Raw genomic sequence first — 18331 nt, forward strand, 5'->3', positions numbered from 1 at the left:
GCTCGTCACGAAATTCCTTCGGCTACGGCCGGGTGAATCGGCCGCAGGTATTAAATCGCTGCTCCTCTTGCACCAGAGGAAAGTGGCGCCCTCGCGGCAAGACGGTGCAAGAGGGCAATTAATCGCGATGATAGGGGTGGCCGGTCAAAATCGTCACGGCACGGTAAATCTGCTCCGCGGCCATCGCCCGCACAAATTGATGCGGCCAGGTCATAGTCCCGAAGGAAAGCGTGAGCGCAGCCGTTTTTAAAAACGCCGGGTCCAACCCATCCGGGCCACCGATGACGAAAACCAGATGGGGGATGCCTTGGTCACGCACGCCGGCAAGCTGCGCCGCAAAATTCCGGCTGGTCATCTGCTTGCCGGTTTCATCGAGGGCCATGATCGAGGCCCGCGACGGAACGAGGCCGCGAAGTATTTTGGCCTCTTCCGCTTTCCGGTCCTCGGGACGTGCGGCCCGACTCTCTTCGATCTCGCGCAGTTCGATGCCGGTAAAACCGATCCCGCGGCCGGCCGCCGCCGTTCGCTCGATGTAGCGCGCGGCCAGCTCCCGCTCGGGCCCGGCTTTGGTCCGGCCGACGCACAAAAGTAGAAGACGCACGCTCGAGAACGCTAGACCGCGCGACGCTCGCCCGGCCGGTCGACGCTCCAGATTTTCTCGAGGTTGTAGAACTGCCTTACCTCGGGCCGGAAGATGTGGATGATAATGTCGGCCGCATCAACCAGCACCCAATCGCAAGTCCGCAAACCTTCGACGCGCGGTGTTTTGTGCCGCGTGTTCTTGAACGCATTGATGACGCGGTCGGCAATCGCCCCGACGTGAACGTTGGAGCGGCCGGTCGCGATGATCATGACGTCGGCGAGAGTGGTTTTGCCGTGCAGGTCGATGGAGACGATATCCTCGGCTTTGGAATCATCGAGACTCGTCAAGACAGTCCGCACGAGTGTACCGGCATCGGGTTCAAATGAACCATTCGCCGGATGGAGCGGCTGGGGCGCCGCTGCCGCAAAGTTCGTGGGTAGCAGTGTGTCGATCCTCCTGGGGCCCGGCAAATCCTCCGGACACCCCCCTAAGATGGCCCAGAATCGGGCAAATTTCAATCGCGGGTTTGACGAAAGGAAGGTTTGCGAAAAATTTTGGCCAGGATCGGCTTAAGCTCGCTCGCCGTTTGCCGAGTGCAGCGACGTCGAACCGCGCCCTCCCGCCCGATCCGCCGCGATCAGCGCCAAGCCCGAAGCTACCGATTGAAAGGCGTCACCCATGTGAATTTTTGCCGCGCCGAACCGCTCTAGAAAAAGCGCCCGGACCGATGGGACGAACGATGTCCCTCCGGTGATGAACACAGCGTCGATGTCGGCAAAACCGAACCCGGCCTTGGCAATCGCGGTATCCATCGCCTGAGCTATCATTTTGAGATCGTCTCCGATCCAGGCCTCGAAATCCGTCCGACGAACGACAGCGTCGATTTCGATCCCTGCCCGGGCGAAGGTGAAATGCGCCTCGGGCTTGATCGATAATTCGGCCTTGAGGACGCCGATGGCGCGATAGAGCTCAAAGCCGAGGTCATGCTCGATCAGGATCAGCAAGTCTTCCAACATGCCGGGCGCCTCGGCGCTCAGAACAAGTTTTCGCAATTCGGCCAATGTCTGCGCCGATTTCAGCCAGGACAGCTGGTGCCATTGCGCAAAGGCTGCGTGGAAATAGGCGGGGATCGGCAAAAGCTTGTCGAACGAGCGGAAGAGCGTGCCCTTGCCGAGCTTCGGCGAGACGACATGGTCGATAAGGCGAAAATCGAAGGTGTCGCCGGCAATGCCGACACCGCCGTGGGCGAGCGCTCGGGCATCGAGGATCGAGCCCGCACGCTTAAACCGTAAAACCGAAAAATCGCTGGTGCCGCCGCCGAAATCGGCAACCAAAACGATTTCTTCGCCCTGGAGCTTTCGCGCATACCAATAGGCAGCGCCCAGCGGCTCGAACGCGAATTCTATTTGCTCCTTCCCGACCAAAGCATAGGCGCTTTGGAGACGAGTGAGAGCCAAATCCTCGTCCGGCCGCTCGCCCGCGAAAACGACCGGGCGCCCCGCCGCAATGGCGAGGGGCGCGGACCCGCGCAGCGCCGCCTGATCGAACAAATCGCCGAGGAAGGCCGCGACGAGCTGTTCGATCGTGAACCGCTTGCCGAAGAGCCTCGTTTCCGAAAAAAGCGCACTGGCAAGATGGGTCTTGATCGACTGAATGAATCTTTGCTCACCCTCTTGCGCAACCGCGCGGGCGATGGCCTCAGGTCCGGACACATGGGCAATCTTGTGCCGGCCTTCGCGCCAGAACATCAGGGCGGTACGAAAAGTATCGGTCAAACCAAATGCGGAGGGCCAGGTCAGGCTCTCGACATGGCCGCCGGCATAGGCAAGTGCAACCACGCTATTGGTAGTGCCAAAGTCCACGCCAAGGCCAATCGGCGGACCGTTGCCGGACATCGTCAAATCCCCGTGCGCGCAAAACAAAACCCGCGCGGAGATTTCCGCGCGGGTGTTAAGTACCGGCAGCCGCTCAGGCGGCTAAAGGCTTATTCGTCGGCCTGGTCCTTGCCGCCCTTTTTGGGCGCTTCCTCGCGTGCCTTCAGCGCGGCACCGAGAATATCGCCCAGCGAGGCGCCGGAATCGGCGGAGCCATATTGGGCGATCGCCTCCTTCTCTTCGGCAACTTCCAGCGCCTTGATCGAGACGGAAACCTTTCTTGCGCGACGATCGAATATGGTGACCCGCGCATCGACCTTCTCGCCGACCGCAAACCGTTCCGTTCTCTGATCGGCGCGATCCCTGGCGAGTTCGCTCCGCTTGATGAAGGCCGTGAAATCGGTTCCGGCGATCTTGACCTCAAGGCCGCCTTCCTTCACTTCGAGGATCTCGCAGGTGACGACCGCGCCCTTCTTGAGTTCGGCCGCGGCATCCTCACCAGGCTTGGCACCGGCCGCATCGGGCGTCTTCGCCGCGAAGGGATCGGGGGTCAGCTGCTTGATGCCGAGCGAAATGCGCTCCTTTTCGATATCGACATCAAGGACCTTGGCCTTGACGATATCGCCCTTTTTATATTCCTCGATGACCTGTTCGCCGGGCTTGTTCCAATCCAGATCGGAGAGGTGGACCATGCCGTCGACGTCGCCATCGAGACCGACGAAGAGACCGAATTCCGTCTTGTTCTTGACCTCGCCCTCAACTTCCGAGCCGACCGGATATTTGGACGCAAAAGCCTCCCAGGGATTGGTCAGCGTCTGCTTCAGTCCAAGCGAAATCCGGCGCTTCACCGGATCGACTTCAAGCACCTGAACATCGACTTCCTGGCTCGTCGCGACGATCTTGCCCGGATGCACGTTCTTCTTGGTCCAGGACATTTCCGAGACGTGGATCAGCCCTTCAATGCCAGGTTCGAGTTCGACGAACGCGCCGTAATCGGTGATGTTGGTCACCCTGCCCTGGAACCGCGCGTTGATCGGGTATTTGGCCTCGATGCCCTGCCACGGATCCTCGAGCAATTGCTTCATGCCGAGCGAAATGCGGTGGGTTTCGTGGTTGATCTTGATGATCTTGACCCGCACCGTCTGGCCGATGGTCAGAACTTCGGTCGGATGATTGACGCGGCGCCAAGCGATGTCGGTCACATGCAAGAGCCCGTCAATGCCGCCAAGATCGACGAAGGCGCCGTAATCGGTGATATTCTTCACCATGCCGTCGATCACCTGACCCTCTTCGAGGTTGGCGACGATTTCATGGCGCTGTTCGGCGCGGGATTCTTCAAGAACGGTGCGGCGCGAGACAACAATATTGCCGCGGCGGCGATCCATTTTCAGAATTTGGAAGGGTTGCGGCCCCTGCATCAGCGGCGTCACATCGCGGATCGGGCGAATATCGACCTGGCTCCGCGGCAAAAATGCCACCGCGCCGTCGAGATCGACGGTGAAGCCGCCCTTAACCTGGTTGAAGATAATGCCTTCAACCTTTTCTTGTTTCTCAAAAGCCTTTTCGAGCTTGACCCAGCTTTCTTCGCGGCGTGCCTTGTCGCGGGAAATGACCGCTTCGCCGAGCGCGTTCTCGATCCGCTCGAGATAAACTTCAACTTCGTCGCCGACCTTGAGCATGCCCTCTCGCCCAGGTCCTTGAAATTCCTTCAACGCCACGCGGCCCTCGGTCTTCAAACCGAGGTCGACAACGGCGATGTCCTTTTCGATCGCAACGACGCGCCCTTTGATAACGGACCCCTCGAAAGCCTCGTTGCTGCCGTAGCTTTCGTCGAGAAGTGCCGCGAAATCCTCGCGCGATGGCGCGTAGGTAGTGGTAGATGCCATTTGCTCTCCTGGGTGCCCGTAGTCGGGCGGCGCCGGGGTTCGGGTTGATTGCACTTCTAATCCGCCAGCGTTCGTCGCGTTGCGACCAAACCACCGCATAGAGCGGGCCGGCGCTGGGACGGCGGAAAGAAGCAGGGTTAAGGAGGGGTATGTAGCAAGCGACAGGCTTGGCGGCAAGGGGCGGAGAGAGCGGAAGTGAGTCGTTTCGCGGTCCCCCCGGTCATGGCCTGATCCAGACCTGATCCCGAAACGACCCACTTCGGCTTGTCGCCCACTCATATTGGCCCGCGCCGGTGGCGCTGGGCTCATTACCAAGGGCGAAATTTTAAAGATTGATCGAAGATGCCCGGTTAAGGCGAACAATCTTTAGGGTTGCAGTTCCCCGCTCAATCATCCCGATCGCGGCCGCTGCTCCCCTCGCAAGGTCGAGATCCCGGCCCCGAATAAAGGGCCCCCGATCATTAATGCGCACGATCACCGACTGCCCCGTCGTGGGATTGGTCACATGGAGCAGCGTTCCGAATGGCAGGGTTCTGCTCGCAGCAGTAAATCCATGTTGATTGAAGCGCTCCCCGGATGCCGTAAGGCGACCCGACGAATAGAATGAGGCCTTCAGATAATAGCCCTCATATGATCTAGCGTGAGAAGCTGTAGAGAACAATGACATCAACGAGAATATGACAGTTACTACACCTGATAATCTCAACATACCTACCCTTTTTGTTAACGATGCGGGGCAGATATATTTAGATTGTGACCAAAAAGAGATGCCTTAGGTTTTCTCCAGGTTAGGTGAGCATAGATACCTTTTGTTGCTGGAAGTTGATCGAGATAAATTGGAGAAACTCCGCTTTATAGCCTACATAATACAGCCTAGCTGGCTATAGAAACTCAAAAGATTTCGGTCTGTTAGCTCAAGCCGTAGCTTGGTTACTACAAAACTGTTGCGCTTTTGGCTCTGCTCCAGCTGGGCAAAATGAAAAAGCCGGCGTCTCGCGCCGAGGGGACGGCACGCTTAAGTCTGATCGACTGATAATTTTTGCCGGAAGCGCGGCGCGGAAACGTCGATTAGCGCTCGATCTTTTCGCCGGCCTGCGCCCATTCCTGGAAACCGCCGGGATAATGGGCGCGGACGTCGTCGCGGCCCGCCTGTTGGGCCAGAGCCAGCGCGGTGAGAGAACGCTTGCCAGAGCGGCAGGAGAGGACGACCCGCTTGCCGGGGGCCTCCGCGGGCAGGGCTTTGGGATCGAACCGCTGGAGGGGATTGAGCACGGAGCCTGGAATGCGCCCGGCGGCGAATTCATTGGGCTCGCGCACATCGACGAGAAGGATCGAGCCATCGGCCAATCCTTTTTTCAATTCGTCGAGGGGAACGTTTTCAACTATCGCCTTGGCCGTCATGTGCAAGCTCCTCAATCACGCTGTCCACGCCCTACGCCGATGTAATAGTTTTGTCACGCGCGAAGAGAAGTGCCTCGGCCTTTGCAAGATCGGCGGGAGCGTTGACATTGAAAAAGGGATCGTAGGGCTCGCTCGGCCAGTCCACACGGGCGCAGCGGTAGTCTCGCATGAACCGCTCGATCTTGCGCTGATCCTCGCCGACGAGGGCCGAACGCAGATCCTTCCGGATCGCGACCGGCCAGAGAGCCACGACGGGATGTGTCCGCCCCCCTGAAGCCGCGCAGGCGATTTCCGCGCTTTCGGCTTCCCGCGCGAGCGTGAGGCGGGCAACGAGATCGTCCGGCAAAAAAGGCGTGTCGGAGGGAACACTGATCATATAGGCCGCGGAGGGATGGTTTTCGGCGATCCAATCCAATCCCGCGAGAAGACCGGCCAGCGGCCCTTTGAAGTCCGGCACATCGTCGGCAACAATTGGCAAGGAGAAGCTTTGGAATCTGGTCACATCGCCATTGACGCTCAAGACCAGGCCGGAGCATTGCGGCTGGATCGCCGCGATGACGCGCGCGATCAGTGAATAGCCGCCAATGGTTTGCAGGCCCTTGTCGCCACCGCCCATCCGCCGCGAAAGGCCGCCGGCGAGAACGATGCCGTAACATCTCTCAGTGGCCATTGAGACCGCGCCTCGTTCGCTTCCCCGGTGCAGACGAAAGGTCGTCGCGCAAGCTCTTGTGAATATGTATCCAATTAAGAATAAAGTTCATTAAACCAATTTCAGGTCAACGCTCCTCCGAGGTGACGACATAGCCGCTCCGTCGATTGTCAGCATATTGGCAAGACCGAATAATAGCGCTTCGACTTCCAGTGCGGGGACGGAAATAGCATCTGCTATTTTGTTTTTAGTGACCATTCTAGAATTACAATCGCTTATTACATCTTGCAATATATAAGACTGTTCCTTAGTAATTCCATCCGGCTCTATTTTCAGCCATCCCCTCCTAGACATTTCAACATAATTACTTGTGCATTTTCCTTCGCTTATCATTGCAAGCTCACGCAGTCTGTAATTGAGCGCAGAAACTGAGACACGCCAACGCTTTTTATATGCGCGAAGGTCATCAACACTGTGTAATGGCAGCTTACATATCGCTCTTACATCTATTTCTGGCATTAAAAACGCTCCTGCAAAAGCGTTTGCTTCCCTTTCCAGATTATCATTAATGTAATCGCTACCAGCTCCCCCATGTTTGTGAAGGGACAAATGAGCCAGTTCATGGGCCGCATCAAAGCGGCTTCTTTCAGATGATTTGAATCTATTAAGGAATACATAAGGAATATCATCTCGCCACAATGAAAAGGCATCGACTTCTTTAGTGTTTTCAGCAAGAGAAAAAACCCTAATGCCTTTGGCCTCGAGCAAGTGAACCATGTTTTCAATAGGCTTATCACCAATTCTCCAATACTGACGCATAAGCATCGCAGCAGAGATTGGATCTTGGTGCTGTAAATCTAAAACATCTGGTTCTGGACGCGAGTATGATCGAGCTATCCAATCGTCCAGCAGAAATGCAATAGCACCTGACGCCAATGCGGCGTCCATTATCTTGCCAGACTTACTCGCCATGCCGCGGAAACTGGCATTATCGCGACGCGGCTCGTCAATTTCCTGCCCGTTGAAAAATGAGAGAGGGAATTGGAGCTGGGAAGCGATCTTCTGCGCTACCTCATCGGATACAGGAATTTCACCAGTCTCGTAACGCAATATAGTATTCGGAGCTACGCCGATTAGGTCAGCGAGTCCCTTCTTTGTCATCCCACGGCGGCGGCGTGCGAGACTTATTCTGGAATGCGTAGCCATCAATTACCCGAGCTTACGAGTGACAGGAGGCTTTGGCACATCCGCAAAATCTTGCGGAACAATAATCTTACGGATTCCTGGAATTTCTCCGGGCCGAGCAACGATTATCCGATGAGAAAAATTGGTTATTACTCCGGCCGACTCAGAGTCTGGCCGTGATATCTCAATCAAAATACTTTCTTTTGAAAAAGCCACACAAAAATACCATAAATCATCAAGCTCTTCTTTCTCAATAAAATTCATTACAAGCTGACGACCGTTATACCCGATTAATCTACAGGAAGACGGGCCTTTTTCTGATAAGTTTTTCGGGGCCTTCGCTATATTTCCAGTATTTGAATCAGTATTACAAAATACTAGCTTAATCCCGAGTGCTTCATTTCGAATACCTGAAACTTGGTGCTTATCACATAGCTCCCATTCCAAGCTTTTTAGCGCCTTATCTTCTCTGGCGTAACGGGTCCCCCATCTCCAAGTTTCGTATCCTCTGACCGGGGTAGGCTCTTCGTCCGTCACGTTGGCTCTCTCGCCAGCAACTTTGGATGCAAGCTCAAGAATAACCCATCGCGGTAACCTCATTTTCGTCAGAAGGGGAACGACTTCGGTCTCTTCAACAAAGATTTGAGTAGCCATAAATTGGCCTCGCGTTGCGATTTCGGAAATTAATTAAAATCAGAAAACGCAACGCCGGTCAATGGAGTGGCGACTTATCCCATCTTTTTGCGGCGGCTTTCTTGGCAATTTCCGCCCGCCATTCTGGCGTCATGCTTTTAGCCCTTGCCGCGCCGTCTTTTTTGCCAAGCGCCTTCGCGGCGGGATCTTTGCCGTCGTCCGAGATGGTTTCTTCAATCTCGCCGGTGCAATACACATGACACGGACGGCATTGCCGATTACGTCGGCGGGACGCTTCTCGCCTTTAGGTCCGGTCGGCATCGTATCGCTTCACCTTTGCTAAAAGATGGGCAAACTCCGGCGGACTATAAATCGCTCCTTCTGGAGTTGTGATACGAACCCCTCGCTGTCCTTCGCCCATGAGTTGGACAGCCAACTTAATGGCTTCGACAATATCTTCGCGAGCAAAAGAATTCGTGGGTAATGAAGTAGCTCAATCTTATCGGCTCCTTGCTTTGCGCTAAGCATAGCAGGGAGTTGGGCGACGCGCGGGCGCCCGTCAAGGGCATCAAATTTCAAACTGAGACACTACCCCATAGGTTCAAAATCGATACCAGAGCCCCGCAACCGGGCCCAACTCGCGTCCGGCGTTCACCCCCGCAATTGTGAGAAAGCCACCGATCTGCACCGACCATTGGGGCAACAGATCATAGATCAGGCTCGGCTGCAGCTTGGTCCAAATAACTTCTCCGAACTTGCCGGACCCAAGCGAAACCGAGGTGAAGCTTTGCATCATGACGAGGATCGGCGGCAGGGGTCGAAGGCCAGCGGTTGCATCCATTCGCCATTCGCCCGGCTGATTGGCGGCATAGAAACGATAGGCGCCTTCAAGTGCCAAAAAGCCGCTCATCCCGGCGATCGTGAAGCTCTGCCCTGCCAGGCCGCGGACATCGAGGGCCGCCGCGCGGCGCACCTCAAAGGGACCAAGGGAATCCGCAAAGGAAGCCCCCGGGCTGCGCCAACCGATCTGCAGCGAAAGGACGCTTGTGTCCGAGCGATAGAGGCCTACACGCGCGGCGATTTCGCTCTCGCCAATCCCTTCATAGGATGCCCCCGGCGGCGGATTCTTAATGCGGTCATAGGACGGAGAAGCAACCAGCGTCAGCCAATCGGTCAGACCATATTCGATATAGGTGCCTAATTCGAACTTTTGATAGGCTGGAACCGGAATGAGATGGCCTTGGGCGTCGAAAGCGCGGGTCGAGTCGGAAAAAGCCGTATAGGTGATGACCTGCCCGGTGCCGGGGGCCATCAGCCAGGCGCCGCCCCGCGCAACGCCCACGCTTGCACCCAAGGATCCGCTGGCGACTCCCAGGAAAAGAGCGAGATTCAGAACTGGAAAATTACGCAAGGATGGGGCTTCACCGATTGGTGATGTATTGATTGAATACTACCAATAATATTTATCTCATAGTTTATGGGCAAATGCCAAGGCGAAGCTGGCGTTTTTGCGATTCGCCTGCTGCTGGTGAGGCAAAACCGCGCGGATAGTTGCCTCTCGGCGGCGCGATGAAAAACTCATCTTTCAAAGCGATGGTGCTTGTGGTCAATGCGGCCATCTCCTCCCTCGCCTTAAACTGACGCACTCCAGAAGGACGACGACGCTGTGACTCGACTGGTGCGGGGGTTGGCCGAACTCGCGAGCGGCTATGACGTCGTGTTGAGCGACGTCTGGGGCGTCGTCCACAATGGACTTATTGCGTTCAGCAAGGCCGCCGACGCGCTCAGCCGTTTCCGGGCGCAGGGCGGGACGGTCGTCCTCATCACCAATTCGCCCAATCCAAGCCGGTTCGTACAGGCGCAGCTCGATCGGCTGGGCGTGCCGCGCGCAGCCTATGACGCCATCGTCTCCTCCGGCGACGTCACCGTTTCCCTGCTCGTCGAGCGCGCCGACAAGGGAATGTTCCGGATCGGCCCGCCTGAAGAAACCGCTCTTTTTGACGAGATCCTAAGTCGGCACGGAGAACCGCCGCGCCTTGTTCCTTTCGAGGAAGCCGCCTTCGTCCTCTGCACCGGCCTTATCGATCCGTTTCACGAAGCGCCGGCCGACTATGATCCCATCCTTGCCCGGATGCTTGGCCGCCGCCTCGATCTCATTTGTGCCAATCCCGACATTGTGGTCGAGGACGGGGGCCAGCTTTTTTATTGTGCAGGGGCCATCGCGGAGCGCTATGCCGATATGGGCGGGCATGTGATCCAGGCCGGCAAGCCGTTTGCTCCCATCTTTGCAAAGGCGCTGGCGCTCGCCCGTCAGGCAGAAGGCAAGACCGCCGACAGCGCCCGGATTCTGGTGATCGGCGATGCCATGCGAACCGATATCAAAGGCGCCTATGAGCAGGGTCTCGACAGTCTTTTCGTGACGTCCGGCATCCACCGCAGCGAATTGCATGGACCCGTGCAGGGAGCGGCGCTCGACGCTGCCGCATTCCGCCAATTCGTGGAGGCTGCGGATTTCGCTCCCACCTCCGCAATTCCCGAACTGGTCTGGTAGGGCTTTAGGCCCAACCGGGACGAAAACCATCCCCCCGGCTTGACGCAGCCCGGTGGGCAATGCAGGTTCGCGCCGCGTTCGGGGCTGTATCGGCGCCGGCGTGGCCGTCCTTACGAATTCTGGTTCCCTTGGTCGATCCATCCGCCCAGAAGAAATTCATTGTCGCGATCGACCCGACCGCGCCGCCGCCCGGCCTGGCCGGCGCGGTCATTGCGATCGGCAATTTCGATGGCGTTCACCGTGGTCATGCAGCGGTGATCCAACGCGCCGAGGCGCTCGCCCAAAAGCTTGGCTGCCCCTGCGCCGTGCTCACATTCGAACCCCATCCCACTGATTTTTTTCGCGGCCCCAACACCATCTTTCGTCTCACCCCCCTCGATGCAAAGGCGAAAGCGCTCGAGCGGCTTGGCATCGACGGCATGATCGTCGTGACCTTCGATCAAGCGCTGGCGAGACTCTCGGCCGAGGATTTCATATCTGAAATTCTGCTCCGCCGTCTCGGGGTCCGCGCGGTGGTCGCCGGCTATGATTTCCACTTCGGGGCGAATCGTTCGGGCTCGCCGGCTTTTCTGAAGGAAGCCGGCGCACGGCTTGGCTTTACGGTCGAAATCGTCGAGCGGGTCACGGCTGACATAGCCGGCGATATTGAAGCCGCATCCTCGACGGCGACCAGAACGGCGCTGGAGGCGGGAGATGTCGCCCATGCGGCGCGATTGCTCGGCCACCCGTTCTCGATCATCGGCAAGGTCATCCACGGCCAGAAACTCGGCCGGACGCTGGGATTTCCGACGGCCAATGTGCTTCCCGATCCGAGTTGCCGGCTGCGCCATGGCATTTACGCCGTGCGTGTCTTGACCGACGCAAGAAGCTACGACGCAGTGGCCAATTACGGGCGCCGGCCGACCTTCGATGATGGCCGCGCCTTGCTCGAAGCCTTCCTCTTCGACTTCGCCGGCGATCTTTATGGCCAGACCATCGAAGTCTGCTTCGTCGACTGGATCAGAGCCGAGGCGAAATTCGCTTCGGTCGACGCCTTGGTCGCGCAAATGAAGGAAGATACAGCGCGGGCAAAGGCAATTTTGGCAGGTTGAGCCTGCGGATCTCACGGTTTTGGCGCCGGTGAAACATCGATTTTACTTGTGTTCCCAGTCAGCTCCACCTAGATTAATTAGGAATTTGAGGTGAGTTGCTGACGTGAATGCGAGCCCAAAATATTCGCAAATAATGGGTGCCGGGCAAATTATTGCTCCGCCCTGCGGCGGCGCGGCGTTGGCGCTTGCTGGATTGCTTCGGCTTATCCGCCCCTGAGGACCGGCCGGGCCATGAGCCTTGGTGCTCAGGGGTAGCCCAAGCCCGAACGACAATCCCTCACCGGACAATAGCCATGAACGACATTGCATCACCCACCCGAGCCGCCACGAGTCGGCAAAATTCCCAATCCATTGTGATCTTCGACACCACGCTGCGCGATGGCGAACAATCGCCCGGCGCGTCGATGAACTTCGAAGAAAAGCTCGAAGTTGCCGATCTCCTCGACGCTATGGGCGTGGATATCATCGAAGCCGGCTTCCCCGTCACCTCGGAAGGCGATTTCGAGGCGGTTTCCGCGATCTCGAAAAGGCTGAAGAACGCGGGCGTCGCAGGCCTCGCCCGCGCCGCAGCCAAGGATATCGATCGTTGTGCTGAAGCGGTGCGCGACGCGCGGCGGCCCCGCATTCATTTGTTCATTTCGACCTCGCCCCTCCACATGAAATACAAGCTGCAAAAGGAGCCGGCGCAGGTTCTCGAGATGGTGACCGCGAGTGTTGCACGGGCCCGCAATCTCGTCGCGGATGTCGAATGGTCGGCCGAGGATGGGACGCGCTCCGAGATCGATTTTCTCTGCCGCTGCGTCGAAGCGGCGATCAAGGCCGGCGCAACCACGATCAATATTCCAGATACGGTCGGCTATGCGGTGCCGCACGAATACAGGAAACTGTTCGAAACCGTGCGGGAACGCGTGCCCAATTCGGACAAGGCAATCTTTTCGGTTCATTGCCATAATGATCTCGGCCTCGCCGTCGCCAATACGCTCGCCGGTGTGGAAGGCGGCGCCCGACAGATCGAATGCACCATCAACGGGCTCGGCGAGCGGGCCGGCAATGCCGCCATGGAAGAGGTGGTGATGGCCTTGCAGGTACGAGGCGACACCCTGCCCTACCACACCAATATCGATGCGACGATGCTGACGAGAGCCTCCAAGCTCGTCTCGGCGGTCAGCTCGTTTCCGGTCCAATACAATAAGGCGATCGTCGGCCGGAACGCCTTCGCGCATGAGAGCGGCATCCACCAGGATGGGATGCTGAAGAACGCCCAAACCTATGAGATCATGGTTCCCGAGAGCGTCGGCGTCAGCAAGACGTCGCTCGTCATGGGCAAGCATTCAGGTCGCCACGCGTTTAAGGAAAAGCTCAAGGAATTGGGCTATGAGCTCGGCGACAATGCGCTGGAAGATGCCTTCACCCGGTTCAAGGACGTCGCCGACCGCAAGAAGATCGTGTACGATGAAGATCTGATCGCGCTGGTCGACGATGAAATCGTCAATGCGCATGATCGCATCAAGCTCGTCGCGCTGACCGTCATCGCCGGCACCAAGGGACCGCAGTCGGCGGCATTGACCCTGGACATCGATGGCGAGCAAAAAACCCATCAGGCGACTGGAAACGGCCCCGTGGATGCGATCTTCAATGCAATTGTCGCATTGGTGCCGCACACAGCCGTGCTCGAACTCTATCAGGTTCACGCGGTGACGAAGGGAACCGACGCGCAGGCCGAGGTGTCGGTCCGCCTTGCCGAGGATGGCAAATCGGTCACCGCCAAGGGTGCCGATCCCGATACTTTGGTGGCCTCGGCCAGGGCCTATATCGCGTCCTTGAACAAGCTGATGGTCAAACGCGGAAAATCGCGTCCGGGCGCCCTGACCGGTTGACAGGCGCCTTGGTTTGCGGGCGAGGACGCTTTGGATCGGCTCTCAAGGCTGGACAGAGCGGACCTCGTTTGCTACATGCGCGCATGACCTTCCTTTCAGCGGGGCTTGCAGCACTGGAAGCGAAGCCGCTTCGATGGGCGTATAGCTCAGTTGGTAGAGCAGCTGACTCTTAATCAGCGGGTCCACGGTTCGAGCCCGTGTGCGCCCACCATCGAAAAATCAATGGCTTATGGTGATTTCGGGACGCGGTTTTCAAACTGCTAAAATGGCGCTGGGTAACCCATAGGGTAACGATTGACGGGGATGCGGGCCTGTTCGGGGCGGGGCAAACCGTGTTGCCCGCACGACCTGGCAGTGAGATCAAGGGGCCGGTCGTTGCCGTGCCGCGTCTGCCCTGCCTGCTCGATGCGGGCCGATGCTATCGATGCCTGCCGATGCGATGCGGGCCGGAGCCGCCATGAGGAAGCAAGGCGTTTGAATCGATCAAGGAGTCCGATATCAGCCTATCCCTAACGGAAATATTGAATTGGGCCCCGAAATCGGAAAATAGCTAGCGTGCTAGCTTGCAGGTCGCATGGGCCGGCGTAGCCCGCATCGATCGGGTAGACCGGAATTTTGGCTAACTGCAACTCTTGATCATCCTCCGGGACGCGGCCACCGCGTGCGCCGCATAGACCCGCGCCCAGTGTGCGCTCGAACCAGAACAAAGCGAACGCAAAGGAAATGGCGGTCACACGGCCCCGCCCTTATAAACGGCAATCGAGGACAGGGCGCAGCGACAACGGGAGCAGTTGCAAGCTGTAGCAACAACGGCTGATGCGCGCTCGGAGCGTTGGCGCTGGCCACAAGGCAGGACCGAGCGGCATACCGCTTCCAGGCATGGCGGCCGACAGCTCTAGGGAATTGATTGAGATCAATGCGGCGTACAAGCTTTGTGCGATAATTTCAACATTCAGATGGAGATTGTCCATGAGCCCAACGCCGCCCCCGCGGCTTTGCAAGCTGCGGGTGTGCCGATAGACACAAACCTACTAACCAGACGAGACACAGATCGGCTACGCGACGTGCTCGGACGGCTTCGGAACATGGTCGTAGCCGGAAAGTTGGCAAGGGACTTCCGTTTCGAAGAGGTTTTTGCGGTCGCCCAACCCAATGCCTACCAAGAGCAGCGGTCAACTTCTGAAAGCTACGCCTATACCAACTTCGATCACAGCGCAGACGGACAATCGGCTGAGAACAAGAGCCATACCGAGGGCGGCATTAAGACTGATTTTTCCTCTCATGGCTTTGGACGGGTGTCGGAAATATTAGCGCCTCTCATAAACCCCGCCGATTTGGCGACGATCAGCGCCTTGATGCACGCCCATATTGAGGCTCAAGGGGAGCGCTGACGCCACAATGAGAGGACTCGGGGAGTTAGTATTCAGCACCACCAATAAGTGCAACGCGCGTTGCCAAGATTGCCCCATCGTTCCCAGCACGCGCCCATCAGCCCGGCTCCGACTGAAGGATATGACTGGCATCGTTGACGAGGTTCATGCCTGGGGGAGCCTGAAGCTCGTCGTCTTTACAGGGGGCGAGGCATTCCTCTTGGGGGACGATTTACGAAAAGCTGTTTCGCACATCTCTACGAAGGGCGTCTCCACTCGAATAGTCACGAATGGTTTCTGGGCGGACTCTAAGGGAAAAGCGCTTAAGATACTCGGCGATCTCAAGGATGCAGGGCTTACCGAGCTGAACATTAGCTGCGACGACTACCATCAAGCCTTCGTCGCCCTGGACAATGTAAAGAACGCTAATGAGGCCGCCATCGAAATCGGACTTCCTGCGTTGCTCGTGCACCGAAGGAAGCCAGGTGGAACAATCACCGTCGAATATCTTTCAAACTACCTCGGTGTCGACCTGCAAATCTGGCGCGCTGGAAAGGTCAACTCGGATAACAACGTAATCTGCACCTCCCGCAACATTCCGCTTAGCCCACATGCTGACGCGGATGGGGCAAATGCCTGCGAATACGCCGACGAACGCGAATGGGCCGGGCCATGCCAGTCGGTGCTCCGGAGCATCATCGTGTTTCCGGATTTGTCTGTGCAACTATGCTGCGGTATTGCCCTGAACTGGATACCCGAACTAACCATAGGCTCTCTTCCCGAGGACACTCTCCAGACTGTACTAACCAGGGGAAATCAGGATCTAATTGCAAACTGGCTTGCTCTGGAAGGCCCGTCCTCCATTTTGGACTTTGTGCGATCCAAGAAGCCCGCAATCAATCTCGCACACCGTTATGTGGGCCGTTGCCATCTCTGCAATGAGTTGTTCACGAATCCTGAAGTAAGGAAAGTACTGGTCAAGCACGCGGCTGAACGTCGTGAAGGTTTGCTTATGATGAGAGGCGCGCTCGACTGGGTTGCCAACGATTGGGCCGCCCCTGCGGCAGCCTTAGAACACACGGATGCCTCCCCCGAGAGCGCAACCCCCGGAGAAAGCTGTTCGCCGGTCGAATCCTGAGCCGGATGGAGAGCGCTTCAGGTTGGGAACGTAGGTCATCTTTTTTGCCTAGAGCATTTTCCCATCTGAATGAATCGTCTGGGATTCCCAAACCAGCGGGTTTCTGATTCAAGATGCATGCTGGCGAAGGAGGCCGGCATGCATGGCCAAGGCTCTTTCCGTTGATCTTCGCCGTCGCGTGGCGGACGCCATTGAACGTGGTCTTTCGCGCCGGCAGGCGGCGGAACGGTTTGGGGTGAGCGCGTCCAGCGCGATCCGCTGGTTTGAGCGGCTGAAGGAGCAGGGCGACGTCGCGCCAAAGAGGCAGGGCGGCGACCGCAAGTCGGGCCGCATCGAAGCCGAGGCGGACTTCCTCCTTGGCGCGGTCGCCGAGGCGCCGGACATCACGCTCGCCGAAGTTCAGGAAAAGCTGCAGGCGCGCGGCGTCAGCGCCGGCATCGGGACGCTGTGGCGCTTTTTCCTCCGGTGGCGCATCACGTTTAAAAAAGACGGCGCACGCCGCCGAGCAGCAACGCTGCGACGTGAAGGCTGCTCACGAGGCGTGCTTCGAAGGGCGATACCAGCTGCCACGTTGTCTCGACCGTCGTCGGCAATTGTGCGGCTTTAGCGGTATCCGGCACGTGCGGAGCGCGCGGCTGGGCGACAGCGCGCAATCGCCCAGCCGCTACCGGAGTTGCAATCAATAGCTGCGCATCGTTTGGCGGAACCAATTGCACCGTCCGTCGCTGGGTCTGCGACGGCGGATAGAAAGAAGAAGACGTCAACGCATCATAATGACGGCGGCTTTCTCGCCCTGCCGGTCCTTATTGATCATCTCGCCGGTACAAAAGAACACCAGATCGCCGAACATCCAAAACTGGGTGTCGATGGTATCGGGGCTGTCGACCCTGAACACGTGACCGGACTGCGTGACCAGTGTGCCGCCGCGAGGCGAAACACGGACCAGCCTGTCTTCTTCGCAACCCGAATGATTATCTGGATAAAATGGGCTGCCGCGTCTGGCCTTGGCTGCGGAGGTCAGGAAAACCAAAGCCAACCCCGCGAATGTCATGATTGCGACGCGTTTAATGGAGGCCTCCGTTAAAATCTCGGCTTCGGCTTAAGAGCGCCAGCTATATCTTTGCCTTATCTAATTGGATTAAGGCGTTTGACCAGCCGGCTCACCATAACGCCGAGAAGTTGGACGGCCAACAGCCAGCTGAACGTCCACAATTTTACCCAGAAGGAGACAACCGCCCAGTTTTCCGACATGGACGCCTCCTTCAATTTTCCGGCCACAAAACGATCGATTCGGAGGCGACTGATTTTGCGCTCGTCTGGGGCCGATTCCAGACCGTGGAACGGCGCTTTCCAGACCCTCGCGTCGGTCAAGGCGCGCCCAGGAGCAGGTCCTGTCTCGTAAGTGTCGCCCATTGACATCGAACCGCTCCTGTTTGGTTAACGCCTCGCTCTGATAATCAATGTATTTCGGAATAGGTTGCAGAATTGGTAAGGGCTCACGTTTTTCTGATCACGAAATATTCCGGCCGCAAAAAGCCCCGGAGCGGCAAACCCGATCCGAGGCAATTCTTAATTTCCGTTAAGGAGCGTCGCGAGTGACGGCGCTCGATAATTCGCGGTTACAGCGAACGAGGGGTGGTCGAGCTGCCTTCCGAGAGACGCGTGCCGGATTCGTCCCAATAAGGCTGCGCGTTGTAATGCCGATGCACCTGCGATTCCCAGGCGCGATTGGTCCAGCTATCATCACTGAATTCTGGCGCGTCCTTAAGTTGCTGCTCCGTCACGTTCGTCATATATCCGTCGCGTTGCTTGTCGTAAGTGAGCGAGCTCCATGGCAACGGGTAATGGCTGTGGCCGAGGCCCAAAAAGCCACCAAAGCTCATGATGGCATAACGAACCTGTCCTGAAAGCTTGTCGATCATGAGGTGATCGACGTTGCCGATCTCATTTCCGCTTGGATCAAAAACCGCGGTGCCCTCAACATCTTCACTTGAGATCAAGTTGAATTCCGGATTCGCAGTGCCCATTTTTTACTCCTGTCATGATTGGGATACGCCAGCGCCCTCGCGTGACCACGGCGCAAGACTTCGCAG

Annotated in this window: 22 protein-coding genes, 1 tRNA gene and 1 pseudogene; 8 read left to right on the plus strand and 16 right to left on the minus strand. The window is 57.5% G+C overall.

Annotated elements, in window-relative coordinates; translation table 11 throughout:
* Positions 1-118: 118 nt before the first annotated feature.
* The 12 genes and pseudogenes from CU048_06425 to CU048_06480 form a co-directional block, all read right to left on the minus strand.
* Positions 119-601, minus strand: coding sequence for a 23S rRNA (pseudouridine(1915)-N(3))-methyltransferase RlmH (locus CU048_06425; protein ID QBR70976.1), 483 nt, complete (start codon positions 599-601; stop codon positions 119-121).
* A gap of 11 nt (positions 602-612) precedes the next feature.
* Positions 613-1026 carry a ribosome silencing factor gene (gene rsfS / locus CU048_06430; GenBank protein ID QBR72713.1) on the minus strand — a complete coding sequence of 138 codons (414 nt, stop codon included), beginning with the start codon at positions 1024-1026 and terminating at the stop codon, positions 613-615.
* A gap of 126 nt (positions 1027-1152) precedes the next feature.
* Complete coding sequence (locus CU048_06435; protein QBR70977.1) at positions 1153-2478, minus strand: Hsp70 family protein; 1326 nt, start codon at positions 2476-2478, stop codon at positions 1153-1155.
* 89 nt (positions 2479-2567) lie between these two features.
* Positions 2568-4343: a 30S ribosomal protein S1 gene (locus CU048_06440; protein ID QBR72714.1), complete on the minus strand. Its 1776-nt coding sequence runs from the start codon at positions 4341-4343 to the stop codon at positions 2568-2570.
* Positions 4344-4668: 325 nt separating this feature from the next.
* The gene (locus tag CU048_06445; protein QBR70978.1) at positions 4669-5010 is read right to left on the minus strand and encodes a septal ring lytic transglycosylase RlpA family lipoprotein; all 342 of its coding nucleotides are present in this window, start codon (positions 5008-5010) and stop codon (positions 4669-4671) included.
* Positions 5011-5411: 401 nt separating this feature from the next.
* Positions 5412-5744 (minus strand): sulfurtransferase, encoded by a 333-nt coding sequence (locus CU048_06450; protein QBR70979.1) that lies wholly within the window; start codon positions 5742-5744, stop codon positions 5412-5414.
* Between the two features lie 31 nt (positions 5745-5775).
* Positions 5776-6414: a molybdenum cofactor guanylyltransferase MobA gene (locus CU048_06455; protein QBR70980.1), complete on the minus strand. Its 639-nt coding sequence runs from the start codon at positions 6412-6414 to the stop codon at positions 5776-5778.
* Between the two features lie 90 nt (positions 6415-6504).
* Positions 6505-7599, minus strand: coding sequence for an XRE family transcriptional regulator (locus CU048_06460; GenBank protein ID QBR70981.1), 1095 nt, complete (start codon positions 7597-7599; stop codon positions 6505-6507).
* A 3-nt stretch (positions 7600-7602) separates the two neighbouring features.
* On the minus strand, positions 7603-8232 hold the full coding sequence (locus CU048_06465; protein QBR70982.1) for a hypothetical protein: 630 nt from the start codon (positions 8230-8232) through the stop codon (positions 7603-7605).
* A gap of 58 nt (positions 8233-8290) precedes the next feature.
* A pseudogene (locus tag CU048_06470) lies at positions 8291-8532 on the minus strand (RNA-binding protein).
* An 18-nt stretch (positions 8533-8550) separates the two neighbouring features.
* Positions 8551-8790: a hypothetical protein gene (locus CU048_06475; GenBank protein QBR70983.1), complete on the minus strand. Its 240-nt coding sequence runs from the start codon at positions 8788-8790 to the stop codon at positions 8551-8553.
* 22 nt (positions 8791-8812) lie between these two features.
* Positions 8813-9553 (minus strand): hypothetical protein, encoded by a 741-nt coding sequence (locus CU048_06480; GenBank protein ID QBR70984.1) that lies wholly within the window; start codon positions 9551-9553, stop codon positions 8813-8815.
* Between the two features lie 324 nt (positions 9554-9877).
* Here CU048_06480 and CU048_06485 point away from each other — a divergent pair, with 324 nt between their 5' ends.
* From CU048_06485 to CU048_06500, 4 genes are all read left to right on the plus strand, one after another.
* A complete protein-coding gene (locus CU048_06485) occupies positions 9878-10762 on the plus strand; it encodes a TIGR01459 family HAD-type hydrolase (protein QBR70985.1) in 885 nt (294 codons plus the stop codon).
* A 59-nt stretch (positions 10763-10821) separates the two neighbouring features.
* Positions 10822-11853 (plus strand): bifunctional riboflavin kinase/FAD synthetase, encoded by a 1032-nt coding sequence (locus CU048_06490; protein QBR70986.1) that lies wholly within the window; start codon positions 10822-10824, stop codon positions 11851-11853.
* A gap of 293 nt (positions 11854-12146) precedes the next feature.
* Positions 12147-13730, plus strand: coding sequence for a 2-isopropylmalate synthase (locus CU048_06495; protein QBR70987.1), 1584 nt, complete (start codon positions 12147-12149; stop codon positions 13728-13730).
* 135 nt (positions 13731-13865) lie between these two features.
* Positions 13866-13941 (plus strand) — tRNA-Lys (locus CU048_06500).
* Positions 13942-14239: 298 nt separating this feature from the next.
* Here the strand turns inward: CU048_06500 and CU048_06505 are convergent.
* Complete coding sequence (locus CU048_06505) at positions 14240-14464, minus strand: hypothetical protein (GenBank protein ID QBR70988.1); 225 nt, start codon at positions 14462-14464, stop codon at positions 14240-14242.
* A gap of 222 nt (positions 14465-14686) precedes the next feature.
* Here CU048_06505 and CU048_06510 point away from each other — a divergent pair, with 222 nt between their 5' ends.
* The 4 genes from CU048_06510 (at position 14687) to CU048_06525 (ending at position 16985) form a co-directional block, all read left to right on the plus strand.
* A complete protein-coding gene (locus CU048_06510; GenBank protein QBR70989.1) occupies positions 14687-15121 on the plus strand; it encodes a hypothetical protein in 435 nt (144 codons plus the stop codon).
* Complete coding sequence (locus CU048_06515) at positions 15099-16238, plus strand: hypothetical protein (protein QBR70990.1); 1140 nt, start codon at positions 15099-15101, stop codon at positions 16236-16238. Before CU048_06510 ends, CU048_06515 begins: the two co-directional genes overlap by 23 nt.
* A 142-nt stretch (positions 16239-16380) precedes the next feature.
* Complete coding sequence (locus CU048_06520) at positions 16381-16845, plus strand: hypothetical protein (GenBank protein QBR70991.1); 465 nt, start codon at positions 16381-16383, stop codon at positions 16843-16845.
* Positions 16767-16985, plus strand: a complete 219-nt coding sequence (locus CU048_06525; protein ID QBR72715.1) for a hypothetical protein — start codon at positions 16767-16769, stop codon at positions 16983-16985. The genes CU048_06520 and CU048_06525 overlap by 79 nt, the downstream gene beginning before the upstream one ends.
* Positions 16986-16998: 13 nt before the next feature.
* On the opposite strand, the gene CU048_06530 is transcribed toward CU048_06525, so the two are convergent.
* From CU048_06530 to CU048_06540, 3 genes are all read right to left on the minus strand, one after another.
* Entirely contained in the window at positions 16999-17289 is a 291-nt protein-coding gene (locus CU048_06530; GenBank protein QBR70992.1) for a hypothetical protein, read from the minus strand.
* Positions 17290-17363: 74 nt separating this feature from the next.
* On the minus strand, positions 17364-17651 hold the full coding sequence (locus tag CU048_06535) for a hypothetical protein (GenBank protein ID QBR70993.1): 288 nt from the start codon (positions 17649-17651) through the stop codon (positions 17364-17366).
* A gap of 206 nt (positions 17652-17857) precedes the next feature.
* Positions 17858-18265, minus strand: a complete 408-nt coding sequence (locus CU048_06540; protein ID QBR70994.1) for a photosystem reaction center subunit H — start codon at positions 18263-18265, stop codon at positions 17858-17860.
* Positions 18266-18331 lie beyond the last annotated feature (66 nt).

The organism is Beijerinckiaceae bacterium (assembly GCA_004564215.1).
In the GTDB taxonomy this organism is placed as follows: Bacteria; Pseudomonadota; Alphaproteobacteria; order Rhizobiales; family Beijerinckiaceae; genus Methylocapsa.

Bases quoted from the DNA above. Each gene is read 5' to 3' on its own strand.
- CU048_06435 (QBR70977.1), bottom strand. From the start codon at position 2,478: ATGTCCGGCAACGGTCCGCCGATTGGCCTTGGCGTGGACTTTGGCACT.
- CU048_06440 (QBR72714.1), bottom strand. From the start codon at position 4,343: ATGGCATCTACCACTACCTACGCGCCATCGCGCGAGGATTTCGCGGCA.
- CU048_06445 (QBR70978.1), bottom strand. From the start codon at position 5,010: ATGTCATTGTTCTCTACAGCTTCTCACGCTAGATCATATGAGGGCTAT.
- CU048_06450 (QBR70979.1), bottom strand. From the start codon at position 5,744: ATGACGGCCAAGGCGATAGTTGAAAACGTTCCCCTCGACGAATTGAAA.
- CU048_06455 (QBR70980.1), bottom strand. From the start codon at position 6,414: ATGGCCACTGAGAGATGTTACGGCATCGTTCTCGCCGGCGGCCTTTCG.
- CU048_06460 (QBR70981.1), bottom strand. From the start codon at position 7,599: ATGGCTACGCATTCCAGAATAAGTCTCGCACGCCGCCGCCGTGGGATG.
- CU048_06465 (QBR70982.1), bottom strand. From the start codon at position 8,232: ATGGCTACTCAAATCTTTGTTGAAGAGACCGAAGTCGTTCCCCTTCTG.
- CU048_06490 (QBR70986.1), top strand. From the start codon at position 10,822: ATGCAGGTTCGCGCCGCGTTCGGGGCTGTATCGGCGCCGGCGTGGCCG.
- CU048_06495 (QBR70987.1), top strand. From the start codon at position 12,147: ATGAACGACATTGCATCACCCACCCGAGCCGCCACGAGTCGGCAAAAT.
- CU048_06510 (QBR70989.1), top strand. From the start codon at position 14,687: ATGGAGATTGTCCATGAGCCCAACGCCGCCCCCGCGGCTTTGCAAGCT.
- CU048_06520 (QBR70991.1), top strand. From the start codon at position 16,381: ATGGCCAAGGCTCTTTCCGTTGATCTTCGCCGTCGCGTGGCGGACGCC.
- CU048_06530 (QBR70992.1), bottom strand. From the start codon at position 17,289: ATGACATTCGCGGGGTTGGCTTTGGTTTTCCTGACCTCCGCAGCCAAG.
- CU048_06535 (QBR70993.1), bottom strand. From the start codon at position 17,651: ATGGGCGACACTTACGAGACAGGACCTGCTCCTGGGCGCGCCTTGACC.
- CU048_06540 (QBR70994.1), bottom strand. From the start codon at position 18,265: ATGGGCACTGCGAATCCGGAATTCAACTTGATCTCAAGTGAAGATGTT.